Here is a 17,076-nt window from a genome sequence, read left to right as displayed (position 1 = left end):
CGACGGCGGCACACCCCCTTGCCGGGCTCCGCCCTGAGGGAAAGGTCTAGTTGCCCCCAGCAACCAGTCGTAGACTGGCTTCGAATCACTACATGAGGTGGGGACTGGATGCTCTGGAAACTTCTTGTTCAGTACCTGCGGCCACATCGGCGGCTGCTGGTCGCCGTCGTCGTTTTCCAGCTGGCGCAGTCCATCGCTTCGCTGTACCTGCCAACGCTCAACGCCGACATCATCGACGAAGGCGTGGCCAAAGGGGACACGGGGTACATCCTCGGCACCGGCAGCCTCATGTTGCTCATCACGCTCTTGCAGATTGGGTGTTCCATCACGGCCGTGTACTTCGGCGCGAAAGCCGCCATGGGATTGGGCCGGGACTTGCGCGGGGCCATCTTTACCCGGGTGGGGGAGTTCTCCGAACAGGAAGTCACCCGCTTCGGCGCGCCGTCCCTCATCACCCGCTCCACCAACGACGTCCAGCAGGTCCAGCAACTCGTCCTGATGACCTGCACCCTCATGGTTGCGGCGCCCATGCTCAGCATCGGCGGCGTGATTATGGCGGTCCGGCAGGACGCCCAGTTGTCCTGGCTGATCGCAGTGAGCGTCCCCGTGCTGCTCGTTGCGGTGGGCCTCATTGTCAGCCGGATGGTGCCGCTGTTCCGCAAGATGCAGGTCCGGATCGACACCGTGAACCGGGTGCTCCGCGAACAGCTCGCCGGCATCCGGGTTGTGCGCGCGTTCGTGCGTGAGGACATGGAGGCCGAACGCTTCGCCTCGGCCAACCAGGATGTCACCGAGATGGCACTGCGCGCGGGGCGGCTCATGGCCCTCATGTTCCCCGTGGTCATGTTGGTCCTCAACGTCTCAAGCGTTGCCGTGATCTGGTTTGGTTCGTTCCGGATCGACGACGGGTCCATGCAGGTGGGAACCTTAATCGCGTTCCTGAGCTACCTCATGCAGATCCTGATGTCGGTCATGATGGCCACGTTCATGGCGGTGATGATCCCGCGCGCGGCAGTTTCGGCCGACCGCATCGGCCAGGTCCTGGACACCGAGTCGAGCGTCAGGCCTCCCGCGAACCCCGTGACGAAGACCGCCGGCCGCGGCGAACTAGAGCTGCTCGACGTCGGATTCGCCTACCCGGGTGCCGAGCAGCCCGTGCTGAGCGGCATCAGCTTTCAGGCGCGCGCCGGCCAGACCACGGCGATCATCGGCAGCACAGGCGCTGGCAAAACCACCTTGGTGAACCTCCTGCCCCGGCTTTTCGACGCGAGCAGCGGCTCGGTGCGGATTGACGGCGTCGACGTCCGGGACCTGCACCCCGACCTGCTCTGGGGACACATCGGACTCGTCCCGCAAAAGCCCTACCTCTTCTCCGGAACGGTGCGCAGCAACCTGCTCTACGGCAAGCCCGACGCCACCGAGGAGGAACTCTGGCGGGCGCTCGCCATTGCCCAGGCGCAGGACTTCGTCGAGGAAATGGAGGGCGGGCTGGATGCGCCGATCTCCCAAGGCGGCACCAACGTTTCCGGCGGGCAGCGGCAGCGCCTCGCCATCGCCCGGGCGCTCGTGAAGCAACCCGAGCTTTACATCTTCGACGATTCCTTCTCCTCCCTCGACACCGCCACGGACGCCAGGCTGCGCCAGGCGCTCAAGCGCTACACTTCCGGAGCCACGATGGTCATCATTGCGCAGCGCGTCTCCAGCATCGCTGACGCTGAGCAGATCCTGGTGCTCGACGACGGGCGGCTGGTGGGGCGCGGAACCCACGACGAGTTGCTGGAGACCTCGGAAACCTACCGCGAGATTGTGTCCTCGCAACTGGCAGCGGAGGAGGCGGCATGAGCAGCGCAGCTCCCAACCCCGGCGCAGCGGGTACCGCCAACCGTCCGCCGCGCCCGCCGATGGGCCCCGGCCGCGGCGGGCCCTTCGCTGGAATGAACGTTCCGGCTGAGAAGGCCATGAACTTCCTGCCGTCGGCCAAGCGGCTCCTGGGGACACTGCGGCCGGAGCGTTTGTGGCTGGTTGTGGTGCTTGTCCTCGCCGTCGGAAGCGTGACCTTGTCCGTGATCGGCCCGCGGCTCCTCGGCGAGGGAACCAACCTGATCTTCGCCGGGGTGGTGTCCAAGCAACTCCCGGCCGGGGTCAGCAAGCAACAACTTATCGACGGCTTGCGCGCTTCAGGGCAGGGCACCAAAGCGGACATGTTGAAGGGCATGGACCTGACTCCCGGCGTCGGGATCGACTTCGGGGCGCTGTCCTCGATCCTCCTGTGGGTGCTGGTTTTGTACGTCCTGGCCTCAGCGTTCGGCTGGATCCAGGCCTACGTGCTCAACGGCGTCGTGCAGCGGACCGTGTACCGGCTCCGCGAACAGATCGAAGCGAAAATCAACCGGCTGCCCTTGCGCTACTTCGATTCGGTCCAGCGCGGCGAGCTCCTCAGCCGCGTGACCAATGACGTCGACAACATCTCGCAAAGCCTCCAACAGTCGATCAGCCAGGCAGTGACGTCCCTGCTGACAGTGGTAGGCGTCATCTTCATGATGTTCCTGCTTTCGCCGCTGCTTGCGTTGATCACCCTGGTTACAGTGCCTTTGACCCTCGTCACCACGGTGCTGATTGCCAAGCGCTCGCAGAAACTGTTCGTAGCGCAGTGGAAGAACACCGGCGAGTTGAACGGGCAAATCGAAGAGACCTACACCGGCCACGCACTCGTGAAGGTATTCGGACGGCAGCGGGAAGTGGAGCAGCGGTTCCACGAGAAGAACGCCGAACTGTTCTCGGCCAGCTTCGGCGCGCAGTTCATCAGCGGCTTGATCATGCCGGCGCTGACCTTCATCGGCAACCTGGTTTACGTGGGGATCGCCGTGGTAGGTGGCCTTCAAGTGGCCTCCGGCGCCATGCAGTTGGGAGATGTCCAGGCCTTCATCCAGTATTCGCGGCAGTTCACGCAACCGCTGGCCCAGCTCGGTTCGATGGCCAATCTGCTCCAGTCCGGCGTCGCCTCCGCCGAGCGCGTTTTCGCCCTGCTCGATACCGAGGAACAAAGCGCCGACCCCGAACCCTCCGCCGTTCCCGAAAAGACGCGCGGGCGCCTGGTGTTCGAGAACATTTCCTTCTCCTACTCGGCGGACAAGCCCCTGATCAAAGACCTGAGCCTGGTGGCCGAGCCCGGGCAGTCCGTGGCGATCGTGGGGCCCACCGGGGCGGGCAAGACCACCCTGGTGAACCTGATGATGCGCTTCTACGAGCTGGACGCCGGGCGGATAACGCTCGACGGCGTCGACGTCGCCTCGATGTCCCGGTACGAACTGCGCTCGCGGATGGGCATGGTGCTGCAGGACACGTGGTTGTTCGGCGGAACCATCCGCGACAACATCGCCTACGGCCGGCCCGATGCCACCGAAGCCGAGATCCTGGAAGCGGCGCAGGCGACGTATGTGGATCGCTTCGTGCACTCCCTCCCGGAGGGGTACGACACCGTGCTCGACGATGAGGGCAGCAACATTTCCGCCGGTGAGAAGCAGTTGCTCACCATCGCCCGGGCGTTCCTGGCGCGTCCGTCGGTCCTGATCCTCGACGAGGCAACGAGCTCCGTCGACACGCGGACCGAGGTTTTGGTTCAGAAAGCCATGAGCGCCCTGCGTTCGGACCGTACGAGCTTTGTGATCGCGCACCGCCTGTCCACGATCCGCGACGCCAACCTCATCTTGGTGATGGAGTCGGGGCAGATCGTGGAGCAGGGCACCCACGCGGAACTTCTCGCAGCCGGTGGAGCCTACTCAAGGCTCTACGAGGCCCAGTTCGCGGCGCCGGTGGCGGAGGTCTGATCCAGGCCTGGTTCCGGCAGCCATCTTTCCACATACGGTACGCCGGGAGTGACGCCGACCCGACTCGGCCCGGCACGATGGCTGCATGGATGTGGAAAGGGCACTTAATCTCTGCGGTGGCGTGGCGCGACGGCCGGTGCTGGCTGGTCTTGGCATCACCGATGGCCAGCTGAGGAAGGCGGTTCGCCGCGGTGTGGAACAACCGGCACGCGGCGTCTACGCGCTTCCTTCAGCATCCGCCTCCGACGTGGCCATTGTCCGGAGCCACCAACTGCTGACCTGCGTCAGTGCGGCCCCGTTTTACAGCTTGTGGGTCGTTGACGAGTCCGGTCCGTTGCACGTGCATCACGTGCATCACGGTGGTTTGCTGCTCCCTCCGCATCCGCACAGACCGGTGGCCTCCCTGGCAGATGTCCTGATCCACGCATTGCGCTGCCGGCCCTGGCAGGAATCCTTGGTCATGGTGGAGTGTGCTGTGGCCCGCGGTGACATGACAGTGGGATTTCTGCAGGATCGGTTGCCGGGAAAGCGCAACGGCAAGGCCAGAGAGGTCCTGCGTTAAGTGGATCGTGGGGCTGAATCGATGCTCGAGACGCTGGCCCGGACCTACTTCCGGAGGGCAGGAATCCACGTCCAGCCGCAGTTCTATGTTGACCACGTGGGCTATATGGACCTCTTGTTGGACGGTTGGTTGTTGGTTGAACTCGACGGCCGGCATCATGCGGATTGGCGGCAGGTCAAGAAAGACCATCGCCGTAACAACTCGTCCGTGGTTCAGGGCTATACGGTGCTCCGGTACTACTACGCGGACGTGATGTATGAAGCAGAAACCATGGTTGCGGAGGTTCTTGCGGTCTTAGGGCGGGGAAAATTGCCCGGCCGGCACGGTAGCCGTGTCACGCCACGCAACCTTTTGGCGACCGGGTCAGTGGAGAAGCCCGCAATTTCAGGACTCCGGATGCCGGCACGTGCCAAAAATCTGCCTCACGTGACGCGCGATGGCCCGGAGACAGCGGACGACGGCGGGAGGTGAGTCCCGCCGTCGTCTTAAGAAGTGCTGTTACAGGGAGTGTGCGTCGAAGGCCGTGGCTTTGGCCGGGCTGCCGTCGAGACTGACAGTAAAGGTGTTGGGGCCGCTGCAGGTGACCGCAATACTGGCCTTGGAGGTGTTGTGGCGGACCGAGAAGTCGTGCACCAGGGCATCCAAGGTGTGGTGGACGGCTGAGCGGTCCCAAATCTTCAGGGTTACGGAGTCGGCAGATTCAAACGTCATTGTTCAGTGCTTCCATTCATGATCCGGATGTACGGTTGTCGCGCCAATGCGAAAGCCGCGTGATGACCATTCCATGAACGCATGAGGCCGAGGGCAGCTACGAGCTCACCGGCTTAGCCTCATTGCGTCCGCCAGGATGGGTATGTTTGCCTTCCCATGGTGCACGGCCCGGCTCGGGTGCCTCAAGCCAGAAGGCCATTTATTGCTAGTGAATCTCATCACACAGGTGAGCGGATCTCGGCCGCCCCGTCGTCGGGGGCGGCCGCCAGCGAAAACTTGCGGGCTTTATCGCTCGGTGCCCGCCGCAGCCGCCTTCTTGGCGTCCTTCTCGGCGCGCAGGGCCTCCGATTCCTGCTGTTCCTCGGCCTTTTCCTGATGGATGACCTCCGCGAGGAGCTTCTCCATCTCCTTGGCAACGCCTGCGGCGGAGGCCGGGTTCTGCCCGGTCACCAGGCGGTCGGAGACGGCAACCTTCTCCGCGAAGACGTCGGCGAAGACATGGGTGGCGCCTTGTTCCTCGAGCCGGTCGGCCAGGAAGAACGGGACGATCTTGTCCATTCCTGCGGCGACTTCTTCGTCGTTCGTGAAAGCGGCCACCTGCCGGCCCCCGACGAGCTTGAACCCGTCGGCCAGGTCCACATTTAGCAAGCCCGCGGGCCCGTGGCAGACCGCGCCCACTACACCGCCGGCTTCGTAGATGCTCGACACCAGTTTCTGGAGTCCTTTGCTGTCCGGGAAGTCCCACATGGTGCCGTGGCCACCCACGAGGAAGATTGCGTCGTACTGGTCCGGATCAACGACGTCCACGCGGGCGGTGTTATAGAGCCCGGCACGCGTGGCCTCATCTTCCGTGAAGGCAACCTGGATGGGATCTTGCGAGCCCACCTCATCGCTCGGGGGTTGGCCGCCTTGGATGGATGCGAAGTCGACGAAGTGTCCCAGCCCACCCTACGCCCGGCCCAAATCCGGGCCCACCCCCCCAGCGAAGGAGTCAGCAGCTTTCGAAATCCGTAAGCACCTTGACCTTGCCCGCTGACGCCGAGGCCGGGTCGAAGGCATAGCCGAGCCACTCCCGTGCGAGCCGGCTGGCCAGTTCCACCCCGACCACGCGTTGGCCCATGGTGAGAACTTGGCAATCGTTGGACAGGATGGACCGCTCCACCGAGAAGGAATCGTGCGCTGTTGTAGCGCGGATGCCTTCCACCTTGTTCGCGGCGATGGCCACTCCGATTCCAGTGCCGCAGAACAGGATGGCCCGGTCTGCATGGCCGTCCCGGATGAGTTCGCCAGCTTTGATGCCTACGTAGGGATAGGGCCTGGTGAAGTCTTCCGCGGAGTCGCTCCGATTGACCCCGATGTCGATGATCTCGCTGACCCGGGGATCGTCCTTCAGGTCCGCCATGATCCTGTTTTTGTAGTCGACGCCGGCTTCGTCGGCGCCGAGGACGAGCCGGAAACGTGCGGTGGTCATGCGGCGACCTTCCCGACGCCCACAAGGTGGGGTCCCATGACTGTGAAGATCATTGCCAGCGACGTGGCTCCGGGGTCTGGTGTGCCGAGGCTCTTTTCGGCAAGCGGACGCGCCCTTCCCTTGAGCGGACGGAGCGAGGCCGTGGCTTCCGCGGCCGAGGTGGCCACGGCGGCAGCTTTTGCCCAGGCACGCTCCGGAAGGACACCCTCGGATACGCGCTCGCTGAAGGTTTCGGCGAAGGGAAGCAACGCGTCCACCATGGTCTTGTCGCCTGCCTCGGCCTTGCCCAGAGTGGTGATCCGAGCAGCGAACGCGGCCACTGCCGCGGCGAGTTCAGCAGCTTCCGGAGCCTGGTCATTGCCGAGGGATTCGCCGAAGGCGCGGAGGCCTGCGCCCCACAGTACCCCCGACGTCCCGCCCGCTCTGTCCGCCCACGCATCTCCGGCGGCACCCAACATGTCGCCGGCTCCGGCGCCATGGGCCAGTGCCCGCTCGGCGGCGATGGTTGCGGCGTCAATTCCGCGGACCATCCCGCGGCCGTGGTCGCCGTCGCCGGCTACCGCGTCCATGTCGCCAAGGCGGGATTCGGCGTCGTGCAGTGCCGTCCGGGCCGCCTTGAGCGCGTCCGCACAGCTCGCGGCGTAGTTGCGCGAGTCGGAGCTGGCTGCGAACTCCATGGCCACAGCGCCGCCGTCGGAACCGTCCGCCGAAAGCTGGCCACCGCTCGGCACGGCCGACTGCCCCCGCCGGTAAGCCGGTGTTTCAGCAGGCGCGGTCCAGAGAGGCTCAAGTTCCTCGTCCAGCCACGTGATGGTGAGGGAAACGCCGGACATGTCCAGGCTCGTGACCAGTTCGCCGACCTCCGGCATCACCAACGTGTAGCCGGCCGCGCGCAGCAGTGGAGCGACAGTCAGCCACAGGACAAAGAGCTCTTCGTGCTTCGTAGAGCCCAGTCCGTTGAGGATGACGGCAAGGCGGTTGCCCGCTCCGTGCGGGGTCTCCGCCAGCAGTCGGGCGACGAGCTCCTGGCCGAGTTCCTTGGCAGGCGGCAGATCGGTGTCGAACAGTCCGGGCTCGCCGTGAATGCCGAGGCCAAGCCCCATCTGCTTGTCCTTGAGCGTGAAAAGGGGCGCTTCGGCCCCGGGGAAAGTGCAGCCATGGAAGGCGCTGCCGATGGTGCGCGTCAGGTCATTGGCTTTCCGGCCCAAGCGCACGACGTCGGCCAGCGTGGCTCCCGTTTCCGCGGCGGCGCCCATGATTTTGAAGACCGCGAAGTCGCCCGCGATGCCGCGCCGGTTGGCGGATTCCGACGGCGGCGCGCTCGCGATGTCGTCCGTCACCAGCACGTTTTCGACGGCGATGCCTTCCGCGGCCAGGCGCTCGCTGGCCAGTCCGAAATTCAGGACATCGCCGGCGTAATTACCGTAGGCGAACACCACGCCGGCGCCGGAATCAGCGGCCTTGGCCACGGAGTAGGCCTGCTGCGCCGAAGGGGAGGTGAAGATGTTGCCCACGACGGCGCCGTCGGCCAAACCCGCGCCGATGAGTCCGGCGAATGCAGGGTAGTGCCCGGATCCGCCGCCGGCCAGGACGGCAACCTTGGGCTGCCCGGGGCGGCGGCGCCGCACAGCGCCGCCGGGAACCTGGCGCACCAGGTCGGCGTGGAGGTCGCAGAAGCCGGCGAGGGCTTCGTCTGCGAAATCGGCGGGATCGTTGAAGATTTTGGTCATCGTGGGCTCTTTCGGCTACGGAGGCGGCGGAGTGCTAGTGGATGTGGCTTCCACCGTTGATGTCGATGGTGGTTCCTGTGAGATATGCGGATTCCTCGGAGGATAGGAACGTGATGACGGCGGCGACTTCCTCGGTGCTCGCGTTGCGGCCCAGGGGAATCCCGGCGTTGATGGCGGCTTCCTGCTCGTCGGTGCTGCCGACACGGATGTTCGTGTCCACTGCGCCCGGGGTAATGGCGTTCACGGTGACGCCGGTGGCGCCAATTTCACGGGCCAGGGCCTTGGTGAAGCCGAGGATGGCGGCCTTCGCGGCGGAGTAGGGGACCTTGCCGAAGACGCCGCCGCCGCGCTGGGCCGAGACGGAGGACATGTTGACGATGCGCCCCCAGCCGTTGGCGATCATGTCCGGCAGGAAGGCCTTGGTCACCAAGTAGGTGCCGGTGGCGTTCACATCCATGACCTTGTGCCACAGGTCCAGCGTGGTTTCGAGGAACGGCACCGGCGAGGTGATGCCCGCGATGTTTGCGAGGGCGCCGACGGCGGGGAGGTTGCCTGCGCTGATCTCGGCTGCAACTGCCTGGTAGGCGGCGTTGACGGAAGCTTCGTTGGCCACGTCGATCTCGTAGCCGAAGGCCGGGACGTTGAATTCGTTGGCGATTTCGGCTGCGACCTTGGCGGACTTTTCGCCGTCAAGATCCAGGATGGCTACCGCCCAGCCTTCGTTGGCGTAGCGGCGTGCGGTGGTGATGCCGATGCCCCGGTCCGAGGTTGCCCCGGTGAGGACGGCGGTGCGCTGGATGGTGGTGGTCATGGTGGTGCTCCTTGATTGTTTGTTGAGAAGTTCAGATGAGGTCGCTGATGAAACTGGCGGCCTTGGCAGCGGCCGCGGGGCGTTCGTCGTGCGTGACGTCGCGGGTTTCGAGCTCAAGCGAGAAATGGCCCTCGTAGCCGGCTGCGGCAAGCGAGCCGAGCCCGGCGGCGAAGTCGGCCCGGCCGTTTCCGATACTGAGGTTGATGTTGCCCGGCACCGCGTCGCGGAGGTGGACATGGGCGATCCGGCCCTCGTGCCGACCGATGTACTCCAGCGGGTCTTCGCCCGCGGCGACAATGTGGCTGAAGTCCATGACAATCCCGACGCCGGTGCCCGCCAGCCGCGCGGCCAGCTGTTCCGCGCGGTCCAGGTTCCAGCAGAACCGCAGGAAGTGCAGTGATTCGGTCCAGAGTTCGACGCCGAACTCCGCCGCGCGCTGTCCGGCACCCGTGAGCTGGGCTGCGATGGTGTCCAGATCGTCCTCGACACTGTGCACGGGATCGTGGCTCAACGCCCCACAGGGAAGGACCAGGGCTTTCGCGCCTGTTTTGGCGGTCAGGGTGAGCAACGCGTCGAGGTGCCGTGCGCGGGCGGCCCGCTGGCCGTCGTCGAGCACTGCGTTGAGATCTCCGATGTCCCCGTTCACCGAACGGACGCGCAACCCGGACGCGGCGAGCTGCGCGGTCACCGCGGAGACGCCGTCGAAATCGAGTTCGTAGGGGACATGGTCGCATACGCCCGGCAGCGCACCGAGGTCGATTTCCTCGAAGCCCAGACCGTCGATGGTGCGCAAGGCAGTGGGAAGGTCCTGGTGGCGGAAGCTGATCGACGAGCAACCGAGTCGGGAGTTGAACATCTTCGTTGACCTCCAGTCATGCCCGAAGGCTTTAGTGATGGGAACCACGATACGGAGGTTAACTGTTAACAGTCAACCCTTGAAGTTAACTGTTGACACACGTGGATGATGCGGGTCACACTGGCGTATCATCTGTTAACAGTCGACAGTGCCGGGGCATCAGGCCTCGGTCGCTCTTCGAAAGGGATTCACCCATGAGCAATGAAGCTCTGACCATGCGCGGGCCGGTCCACGGCACCAAGGACGCCAAGCGGGTCGCCATCGGTTCCGGCGTCGGCGCAGTCATCGAAACCTACGACTTCATCGGCTTCGGCACGGCCGCGGCCCTGTACTTCGGGAACGCGTTCTTTCCGGGCACCGACCCCGTAACGGGCACGCTCGCTTCCTTCGCCACCTTGGGCGTGGGCTTCGCGGCCCGTCCGCTGGGCGGCATCATCGGTGGCCACCTCGGCGACAAGGTGGGACGCAAGCCCGTGCTGGTCGCCTCCCTCATCCTGATGGGCCTGGCCACATTCGCCATCGGTTTGCTCCCTACCTACACAATGGTGGGACTTCTCGCTCCGGCTCTGCTCGTCTTCGTCCGCATCGTCCAGGGCCTCGCGTTCGGCGCGGAGTGGGGCGGCGCTATCCTCATGAGCTATGAGCATGCTCCGTGGAAATCCAAGGGCAAGTTCACCGGCATCGTCCAAGCGGGCTTCCCCGTTGGGCTCTTGCTGGCCAACTTGGTGTTCCTTTTCAGCGTCCAGCTCGGCAGCGAACTCGCATGGCGGATCCCGTTCCTCGCAAGCCTCCTGCTGGTGATCGTCGGCCTGGTCATTCGTTCCAAGGTCCCGGAGTCCCCGGTCTTCGACGAGGTCAAAGACAGCGGCGCCATCGTCAAGGCTCCAATTGTGGAGGTCATCAAGACCGACTGGCGCAACATCGTGAAGGGAATCGGCCTCCGCATTGCCGAGACCGCCGGCTACGCAGTGTCCGTCACCTACATGATTTCCTACCTCAACAGCCAGCACCTGGCGGACAAGACGCAGACCCTGGTCGCCCTGTGCATCGCCTCGGCCATCGGCATTTTCGCCACCCAGGCATGGGGAGCGCTCACGGACCGCATTGGCCGCCGTCCGGTCTACGTCTGGTCGTGCGCCTTCGCCATCCTTTTCGCCGTCCCGATGTTCCTCCTGGTGAACACGGGCCTGTTCCTCTTCGTGATTGCAACCATCGTCATCTCCTACGCGGTCTGCCAGAACTCGCTCGCCGGTGCCCAAGGGGCTTGGTTCCCTGAGCTTTTCCAGGCCAAGACCCGTGCGTCCGGCGCAAGCCTGGCCTACCAGATCTCGGCCATGATCTCGGGCTTCACTCCCTTCATCACCACCCTGCTCTTTGTCGGTTTCGGCTGGATGGGTCCGGCGTTGCTCTTCGGCGCTTACGCCCTCATCGGGCTCTGGGCAGCCCTCGTCACCCGGGAAACCTGGGGCAAGCGCGAACGCCAGTTGGCTGATGAGGCCACCAAAAGCACGCCCCAGTCGGTGAACGCCTAATGGCCCTGGCACAGGACACACCAACACGAACCGGAGAAAACACCGTGGAACGCAACGAACGGGTGACTGCCGCAGCCCACCGCATCCGGCACCACGCCCTCAACATGGGAGAGGTCCAGGGCCAAGGCTATGTCGGCCAGGCACTCGGAGCAGCGGACATGTTCGCCGCTGTCTATGCAGACCAGCTCCGCTTCCGCGCCGACGACCCCGAGTGGGCCGGACGTGACCGCTTCCTGCTTTCGACAGGCCACTACGCGATCGGCCACTACGCCGCGCTGGCCGAGGCCGGGATTGTTCCCGTCGAGGAACTTGAGACATACGGCTCGGACGATTCCCGCCTGCCGATGTCCGGGATGTCGACCTACACGCCCGGCATGGAAATTTCCGGAGGTTCTCTCGGCCACGGACTCGCAGTCGCAGTGGGAATGGCCTTGGGCCTCCGCCACCAGGGCTCGCCGGCGAGGGTGTACAACTTCCTTTCCGACGGCGAACTCGACGAAGGGTCAACCTGGGAAGCCGCCATGGGCGCGCACCACCACCAGTTGGGCAAGCTGACAGCCATGGTGGACATCAACGCCCTGCAGGCGGACGGAAAAACTGACACCGTCCTTCGCACCGAGCCCGTGACCGAAAAGTGGGAAGCTTTCGGCTGGTACGCGCAGCGGGTGGACGGGAACGACGTCGGCGCGCTGCTCGCCGCTTTCGACAACGCAGCCGCCCAGGCCGCCGCCGTCGGGCGTCCTTCCGTCATCTTGTGCGACACGAAAGTGGGCCGCGGAGTGCCGCTGCTCGAAGAACGGGAAAAGGCGCACTTCATGCGCATCGAAGAACACGAATGGCAGTTGTGCCGCGAACAATTGAGCGCAGGATTCGACGGGAAGGCCGAGCGATGAGCACCACAACGAAGGCGCCGAAGCTGAAAACTTCCGCAATGATCGCGTCCTTCGCGGATCCCGGCCAGAAAACCGCGCCGGCGCCTATCGGCCATGCGCTGGTCAAGGCCGCCGAGGCCGACCATCGGATCGTCGGACTCACCGCCGACCTCGGCAAATACACCGACATGCACATCTTCGCCAAGGCCTTCCCGGAACGGTTCTTCCAAATGGGCATGGCTGAGCAGTTGCTCTTCGGCGCAGCCGCCGGATTCGCGGAAACCGGCCTGGTGCCGTTCGCCTCCACATACTCGGTGTTCGCCGCACGCCGCGCCTACGATTTCCTGTGCCTCGATATCGCCGAGCCGAACCTGAATGTGAACATTGTGGGCGGCCTGCCCGGGTTGACCACAGGATACGGACCCAGCCACCAGGCAGCCGAGGACATGGCGATCTTCCGCGGCATGCCCAACCTGACCATCGTGGATCCGTGCGACTCCGTGGACATCGAGCAGGCGGTGCCGCAATTGGCGGCCAGCGACGGGCCCACCTATCTGCGCTTGCTGCGCGGCAACGTGCCCACCGTGCTGGACGAGTACGACTACACCTTCGAACTCGGCAAGGCGAAGGTGCTGCGCGGTGGCAACGACGTCGTGTTTGTCTCCAGCGGGCTGATGACCATGCGCGCGCTGCAGGCAGCGGAAGCGCTCGCGGCCCACAAGGTGGATGTCGCCGTCGTGCATGCGCCGACCATCAAACCGTTCGACGCCGCCACCGTCCTGGCGGAAGTCAACACCGACCGCCTGGCCGTCACCCTCGAGAACCACAGCGTGGTGGGCGGCTTGTTCGAAACCGTGGCATCGGCGGTGGTCACGGCCGGGCTGGGCAAGCGGGTGGTTCCTGTGGCACTTCCGGACGAGTTCCTCGACGCCGGTGCCCTGCCTACCCTGCATGAGCGCTACGGATTGTCCGTGCCGCGGATCGTGGCAAAGGTGCTCGCGGAACTGGGGTGAGCCGGTTCTTCGAAAGACGCAGGAGCGCGGAGCAGGCGTGGGGCCTGTTCCGCGCTCCTGGCCTAAGATCAACAGTTAACACAGCGACTGTAAACAGTCGACCACTGACATTGAGGACGGACATGATGGCCGGAGCAACAGCGCCCCTTCTGGGACTGGAAAAGAAGAGCCTCCGCGAGCAGGCGCTCTCCGCCCTGCGCACGGCCATCACGAGCGGAGAGCTGGAGCCTGGACGGCACCTCGTCGAGACCGAGCTGTCGGACATGCTCCAGATCAGCCGCGGGACGCTGAGGGAGGCCCTGCGGCAACTCGAGCAGGAGGGCCTGCTTTCGGCTGGACCCCGCGGCCGGCTTTCCGTCCGCCACTTGGACGCCAAGGAAATCCGCGATATCTACTCCGTGCGGGCAGCCTTGGAATCCCTCGCCGCGCGCACGCTCTGCGAACTGCCGGACCGCAACCAGGTGATCAACTCACTGCGCTCCGCCATTGACGCCATGGCGGACGCAGCCAAGGGAAGCCTCGAGGAACGGATCGAGTCCGATCTGGAATTCCACCGCACCATGTGCCGGCTTACGGGCAATGAGACCTTGCTCCACTCCTGGGAATCGTTGGAGGGATCCATCCGGATGTCCATCATGTTCGCCGGACTGGAGAAGGGCGTCAAGAACATGAGCGTCGAGCGGCATCACGACATCGTGGCCGCCATCGAGACCGGAGACGCATCCCTGGCACGCAAGACGATCCTCGAGCACATGGACAGCGCCGCCGCGGAGCTTGTCGCTTAGCGCTCGACGGCGGCGCTCAACTTTCGCGGTAACTCCCTACCGCCGGCTCATCGGCCGACGTAGGCCGCCAGGTGCTCGCCGGTGAGAGTCGAACGCCCATTAACGAGATCGGCGGGAGTGCCCTGGAAAACGATCCGTCCACCGTCGTGACCGGCCCCGGGGCCGAGGTCGATAATCCAGTCGGCATGCGCCATGACCGCCTGATGGTGCTCGATGACGATGACCGACTTGCCGGAGTCAACGAGCCGGTCCAGCAAGCCGAGCAGCTGTTCGACGTCGGCGAGGTGCAGGCCCGAGGTGGGCTCGTCGAGCACCAGTACGCCGCCCTTTTCTCCCATGTGGGTGGCCAGTTTGATCCGTTGCCGCTCGCCGCCGGACAGGGTGGTGAGAGGCTGGCCGAGGCTTAGGTAGCCGAGTCCGACGTCGGCCAGCCGCTGCAGGATCGTGTGCGCTGCCGGGATCCTGGATTCGCCCGCCGAGAAGAACTCTTCAGCTTCCTTTACGGACATCGCCAGCACCTCGGCGATGTTGCGCCCGCCGAGGCGGTACTCCAGTACCGATGCCTGGAACCTCTTGCCCTCGCACTCCTCGCACGGAGTGGAAACGGTGTCCATGAACCCCAGATCCGTATAAATGACGCCTGCGCCGTTGCACGTGGGGCACGCGCCCTCGGAATTCGCGCTGAACAGCGCCGGCTTCACGCCATTGGCCTTCGCGAACGCCTTGCGGATGGGCTCGAGCAGCCCGGTGTAGGTCGCGGGGTTGCTCCGCCGGGAGCCCTTGATGGCCCCTTGGTCGATTGATACGACGCCGTTTCGCTTGGACAACGAGCCGTGGATCAAGGAACTCTTGCCTGAACCGGCGACGCCCGTGACGACAACCAGGACCCCAAGCGGAATGTCGATGTCGACGTCGCGCAGGTTGTTCTCGCTCGCGCCGCGGATCTCCAGTGCGCCGGCGGATGTCCGTACCGTTTCCTTGAGGGTCGAGCGGTCCTCAAGATGGCGCCCCGTGAGGGTGCCGCTGGAACGCAACCCTTCGAGGCTGCCTTCAAAGACCACTTCGCCGCCGCCGGATCCCGCGCCGGGACCGAGGTCGACGACGTGGTCGGCGATCGCGATCGCCTCCGGTTTGTGCTCCACAACGAGGACGGTGTTGCCCTTGTCCCGCAGCTGCAGCAGCAGTTTGTTCATGCGCTGGATGTCGTGCGGGTGCAGGCCGATGGTCGGTTCGTCGAAGACGTAGGTGATGTCGGTGAGCGACGAGCCCAGGTGCCTGATCATCTTTGTGCGCTGTGCCTCGCCGCCGGAGAGGGTGCCTGCCGGCCGGTCCAGCGAGAGGTAGCCGAGCCCGATCTCCGCGAACGAGTCGAGGAGGTGCCGCAGCCCCTTGAGGAGCGGTGCTACGGAGGGTTCGTCGAGGCCGCGCACCCATTCGGCAAGGTCGCTGATCTGCATCGAGCAGGCGTCCGCGATGCTGATTCCCTTGATCTTGGACGAACGCGCGGCCTCGGTGAGCCGGGTTCCATCACAATCCGGACAGGTCGTGAAAGTGATGGCCCGCTCCACGAATGCGCGGATGTGTGGCTGCATTCCCTCCGGGTCCTTGGAGAGCATGGACTTTTGGATCTTGGGAATCAGGCCCTCATAGGTCAGGTTGATTCCCTCGACTTTGATCTTGGTGGGCTCCTTGTGGAGCAGGTCGTGGAGTTCCTTCTTGGTGTACTTGCTGATCGGCTTGTCCATTTCGAAGAAACCGGAGCCGCTGAAGATGCGGCCGAACCAGCCGTCCATGCTGTAGCCGGGGATGGTGAGTGCGCCCTCGGAAAGCGACTTGCTGCCGTCGTACAGTGCGGTCAGGTCGAAGTCGGTGACCGAGCCACGCCCTTCGCAGCGCGGGCACATGCCGCCGGTGATGGTGAAGCTCCGCCGCTCCTTCGTCGTCGTGCCGCCGCGCTCGAGCGTGACCGCTCCGGCGCCCGAGACGGAAGCGACGTTGAAGGAGAACGCCTGGGGCGATCCGATGTGCGGCTGGCCAAGCCGGCTGAAGAGCATGCGCAGCATGGCGTTCGCATCAGTGGCGGTCCCCACGGTGGAGCGGGGGTTTGCGCCCATCCGCTCTTGGTCGACGATGATCGCCGTCGTGAGTCCTTCGAGCAGGTCCACGTCCGGGCGCGCCATGGTGGGCATGAACCCCTGCACGAATGTGCTGTACGTCTCGTTGATCATGCGCTGCGACTCCGCGGCGATCGTGGCGAACACGAGGGAGCTCTTGCCCGAGCCGGAGACGCCGGTGAACACCGTCAGCCGGCGCTTCGGCAGCTCGACGCTGATGTCCTTGAGGTTGTTCTCCCTCGCACCCTGCACACGGATCAGATCGTGGGTGTCGGCAATATGCAGGTCAGGCGAATGCGTGTCCGTGCCGGTGGCCGTGCTCATCGTGTCTCCATCTTTAGGCCGTCGTCTTCGCGATCTTCCTCGGCGTCCGGTTGGCTAGTGAGGATCCTGAAGCAGCCCGAGGACGTTGCCGTCAGGGTCGGTGACGGTAGCCACCAAACGGCCGCCTCCGACGTCGCGCGCTGCTTCCTTCAGGGTAGCTCCGGCGGCAGTCACTTCTGCCAGCTTTGCCTCGATGTCCGAAACGTGCCAGTAGGCGACGGGTGACGTCATGGCTTGCGGTCCGCCTCCCGGGACGAGCCCGATATGCTGGCCGGCGACGTCGAAGCCGACGTAATACGGGCCGTCGGCCTGCGGCGGAGTCCCGAGCAAGGCCGTGTACACCGCCTTCGCGGCTGCGAGGTCGGACACGGGATGCAGCACTGTTTTGATTCCCTCGATGGAAGAGTCGCCCATGATCACTCCTGAAGTCATTTAGGGGCCGAGCCGGCGTGGACGGTTGCCCATGAC

15 protein-coding genes and 1 pseudogene are annotated in these 17,076 nt (G+C 64.8%); 8 read left to right on the top strand and 8 right to left on the bottom strand.

Features of this window, described 5'->3' with window-relative positions; all coding sequences use genetic code 11:
• Positions 1-108 precede the first annotated feature (108 nt).
• From L0B83_RS12475 to L0B83_RS12460, 4 genes are all read left to right on the top strand, one after another.
• Positions 109-1,842 carry an ABC transporter ATP-binding protein gene (locus L0B83_RS12475; protein ID WP_234758774.1) on the top strand — a complete coding sequence of 578 codons (1,734 nt, stop codon included), beginning with the start codon at positions 109-111 and terminating at the stop codon, positions 1,840-1,842.
• Positions 1,839-3,827 carry an ABC transporter ATP-binding protein gene (locus L0B83_RS12470; protein WP_308193989.1) on the top strand — a complete coding sequence of 663 codons (1,989 nt, stop codon included), beginning with the start codon at positions 1,839-1,841 and terminating at the stop codon, positions 3,825-3,827. Before L0B83_RS12475 ends, L0B83_RS12470 begins: the two co-directional genes overlap by 4 nt.
• Before the next feature lie 85 nt (positions 3,828-3,912).
• The gene (locus L0B83_RS12465) at positions 3,913-4,389 is read left to right on the top strand and encodes a type IV toxin-antitoxin system AbiEi family antitoxin domain-containing protein (RefSeq protein ID WP_234758773.1); all 477 of its coding nucleotides are present in this window, start codon (positions 3,913-3,915) and stop codon (positions 4,387-4,389) included.
• Between the two features lie 21 nt (positions 4,390-4,410).
• Positions 4,411-4,860: an endonuclease domain-containing protein gene (locus tag L0B83_RS12460; RefSeq protein ID WP_234758772.1), complete on the top strand. Its 450-nt coding sequence runs from the start codon at positions 4,411-4,413 to the stop codon at positions 4,858-4,860.
• Positions 4,861-4,887: 27 nt separating this feature from the next.
• Here the strand turns inward: L0B83_RS12460 and L0B83_RS12455 are convergent, their stop codons facing one another.
• From L0B83_RS12455 to L0B83_RS12430, 6 genes and pseudogenes are all read right to left on the bottom strand, one after another.
• The gene (locus L0B83_RS12455) at positions 4,888-5,100 is read right to left on the bottom strand and encodes a hypothetical protein (RefSeq protein ID WP_234758771.1); all 213 of its coding nucleotides are present in this window, start codon (positions 5,098-5,100) and stop codon (positions 4,888-4,890) included.
• Between the two features lie 285 nt (positions 5,101-5,385).
• Positions 5,386-6,039 (bottom strand): annotated as a pseudogene (locus tag L0B83_RS12450) (type 1 glutamine amidotransferase domain-containing protein); the annotation flags it as partial.
• 52 nt (positions 6,040-6,091) lie between these two features.
• The gene (locus L0B83_RS12445; protein WP_234758770.1) at positions 6,092-6,571 is read right to left on the bottom strand and encodes an RpiB/LacA/LacB family sugar-phosphate isomerase; all 480 of its coding nucleotides are present in this window, start codon (positions 6,569-6,571) and stop codon (positions 6,092-6,094) included.
• The gene (locus L0B83_RS12440) at positions 6,568-8,301 is read right to left on the bottom strand and encodes a dihydroxyacetone kinase family protein (RefSeq protein WP_234758769.1); all 1,734 of its coding nucleotides are present in this window, start codon (positions 8,299-8,301) and stop codon (positions 6,568-6,570) included. The genes L0B83_RS12445 and L0B83_RS12440 overlap by 4 nt, the downstream gene beginning before the upstream one ends.
• A 34-nt stretch (positions 8,302-8,335) precedes the next feature.
• Positions 8,336-9,112 (bottom strand): SDR family NAD(P)-dependent oxidoreductase, encoded by a 777-nt coding sequence (locus L0B83_RS12435; protein WP_234758768.1) that lies wholly within the window; start codon positions 9,110-9,112, stop codon positions 8,336-8,338.
• A gap of 31 nt (positions 9,113-9,143) precedes the next feature.
• The gene (locus tag L0B83_RS12430) at positions 9,144-9,968 is read right to left on the bottom strand and encodes a sugar phosphate isomerase/epimerase family protein (RefSeq protein ID WP_234758795.1); all 825 of its coding nucleotides are present in this window, start codon (positions 9,966-9,968) and stop codon (positions 9,144-9,146) included.
• A 194-nt stretch (positions 9,969-10,162) separates the two neighbouring features.
• Here L0B83_RS12430 and L0B83_RS12425 point away from each other — a divergent pair, with 194 nt between their 5' ends.
• The 4 genes from L0B83_RS12425 (at position 10,163) to L0B83_RS12410 (ending at position 14,170) form a co-directional block, all read left to right on the top strand.
• Complete coding sequence (locus L0B83_RS12425) at positions 10,163-11,500, top strand: MFS transporter (protein WP_234758767.1); 1,338 nt, start codon at positions 10,163-10,165, stop codon at positions 11,498-11,500.
• On the top strand, positions 11,500-12,393 hold the full coding sequence (locus L0B83_RS12420) for a transketolase (RefSeq protein WP_234758766.1): 894 nt from the start codon (positions 11,500-11,502) through the stop codon (positions 12,391-12,393). Before L0B83_RS12425 ends, L0B83_RS12420 begins: the two co-directional genes overlap by 1 nt.
• Complete coding sequence (locus tag L0B83_RS12415) at positions 12,390-13,385, top strand: transketolase family protein (RefSeq protein WP_234758765.1); 996 nt, start codon at positions 12,390-12,392, stop codon at positions 13,383-13,385. Before L0B83_RS12420 ends, L0B83_RS12415 begins: the two co-directional genes overlap by 4 nt.
• A 125-nt stretch (positions 13,386-13,510) precedes the next feature.
• Positions 13,511-14,170: a GntR family transcriptional regulator gene (locus L0B83_RS12410; protein WP_234758794.1), complete on the top strand. Its 660-nt coding sequence runs from the start codon at positions 13,511-13,513 to the stop codon at positions 14,168-14,170.
• A gap of 47 nt (positions 14,171-14,217) precedes the next feature.
• Here L0B83_RS12410 and L0B83_RS12405 read toward each other — a convergent pair whose 3' ends face one another.
• Both L0B83_RS12405 and L0B83_RS12400 read right to left on the bottom strand, forming a co-directional pair.
• Positions 14,218-16,608 carry an ATP-binding cassette domain-containing protein gene (locus L0B83_RS12405; RefSeq protein ID WP_234758764.1) on the bottom strand — a complete coding sequence of 797 codons (2,391 nt, stop codon included), beginning with the start codon at positions 16,606-16,608 and terminating at the stop codon, positions 14,218-14,220.
• A gap of 54 nt (positions 16,609-16,662) precedes the next feature.
• On the bottom strand, positions 16,663-17,022 hold the full coding sequence (locus tag L0B83_RS12400; protein WP_234758763.1) for a VOC family protein: 360 nt from the start codon (positions 17,020-17,022) through the stop codon (positions 16,663-16,665).
• Positions 17,023-17,076: the final 54 nt, after the last annotated feature.

The sequence above is a fragment of the Arthrobacter alkaliphilus genome (genome assembly GCF_021483235.1).
Taxonomy (GTDB): domain Bacteria; phylum Actinomycetota; class Actinomycetes; order Actinomycetales; family Micrococcaceae; genus Arthrobacter; species Arthrobacter alkaliphilus.
The sequence above is the reverse complement of the archived record's forward strand: the minus strand, read 5'-3'. Positions and strand labels throughout refer to the sequence as shown.

What these genes read in the sequence shown, in the direction of transcription:
- L0B83_RS12425 (WP_234758767.1), top strand. Translation starts at nt 10,163, where the DNA reads ATGAGCAATGAAGCTCTGACCATGCGCGGGCCGGTCCACGGCACCAAG.
- L0B83_RS12400 (WP_234758763.1), bottom strand. Translation starts at nt 17,022, where the DNA reads ATGGGCGACTCTTCCATCGAGGGAATCAAAACAGTGCTGCATCCCGTG.
- L0B83_RS12460 (WP_234758772.1), top strand. Translation starts at nt 4,411, where the DNA reads ATGCTCGAGACGCTGGCCCGGACCTACTTCCGGAGGGCAGGAATCCAC.
- L0B83_RS12405 (WP_234758764.1), bottom strand. Translation starts at nt 16,608, where the DNA reads ATGAGCACGGCCACCGGCACGGACACGCATTCGCCTGACCTGCATATT.
- L0B83_RS12475 (WP_234758774.1), top strand. Translation starts at nt 109, where the DNA reads ATGCTCTGGAAACTTCTTGTTCAGTACCTGCGGCCACATCGGCGGCTG.
- L0B83_RS12430 (WP_234758795.1), bottom strand. Translation starts at nt 9,968, where the DNA reads ATGTTCAACTCCCGACTCGGTTGCTCGTCGATCAGCTTCCGCCACCAG.
- L0B83_RS12455 (WP_234758771.1), bottom strand. Translation starts at nt 5,100, where the DNA reads ATGACGTTTGAATCTGCCGACTCCGTAACCCTGAAGATTTGGGACCGC.
- L0B83_RS12445 (WP_234758770.1), bottom strand. Translation starts at nt 6,571, where the DNA reads ATGACCACCGCACGTTTCCGGCTCGTCCTCGGCGCCGACGAAGCCGGC.
- L0B83_RS12420 (WP_234758766.1), top strand. Translation starts at nt 11,500, where the DNA reads ATGGCCCTGGCACAGGACACACCAACACGAACCGGAGAAAACACCGTG.
- L0B83_RS12465 (WP_234758773.1), top strand. Translation starts at nt 3,913, where the DNA reads ATGGATGTGGAAAGGGCACTTAATCTCTGCGGTGGCGTGGCGCGACGG.
- L0B83_RS12440 (WP_234758769.1), bottom strand. Translation starts at nt 8,301, where the DNA reads ATGACCAAAATCTTCAACGATCCCGCCGATTTCGCAGACGAAGCCCTC.
- L0B83_RS12415 (WP_234758765.1), top strand. Translation starts at nt 12,390, where the DNA reads ATGAGCACCACAACGAAGGCGCCGAAGCTGAAAACTTCCGCAATGATC.
- L0B83_RS12435 (WP_234758768.1), bottom strand. Translation starts at nt 9,112, where the DNA reads ATGACCACCACCATCCAGCGCACCGCCGTCCTCACCGGGGCAACCTCG.
- L0B83_RS12470 (WP_308193989.1), top strand. Translation starts at nt 1,839, where the DNA reads ATGAGCAGCGCAGCTCCCAACCCCGGCGCAGCGGGTACCGCCAACCGT.
- L0B83_RS12410 (WP_234758794.1), top strand. Translation starts at nt 13,511, where the DNA reads ATGGCCGGAGCAACAGCGCCCCTTCTGGGACTGGAAAAGAAGAGCCTC.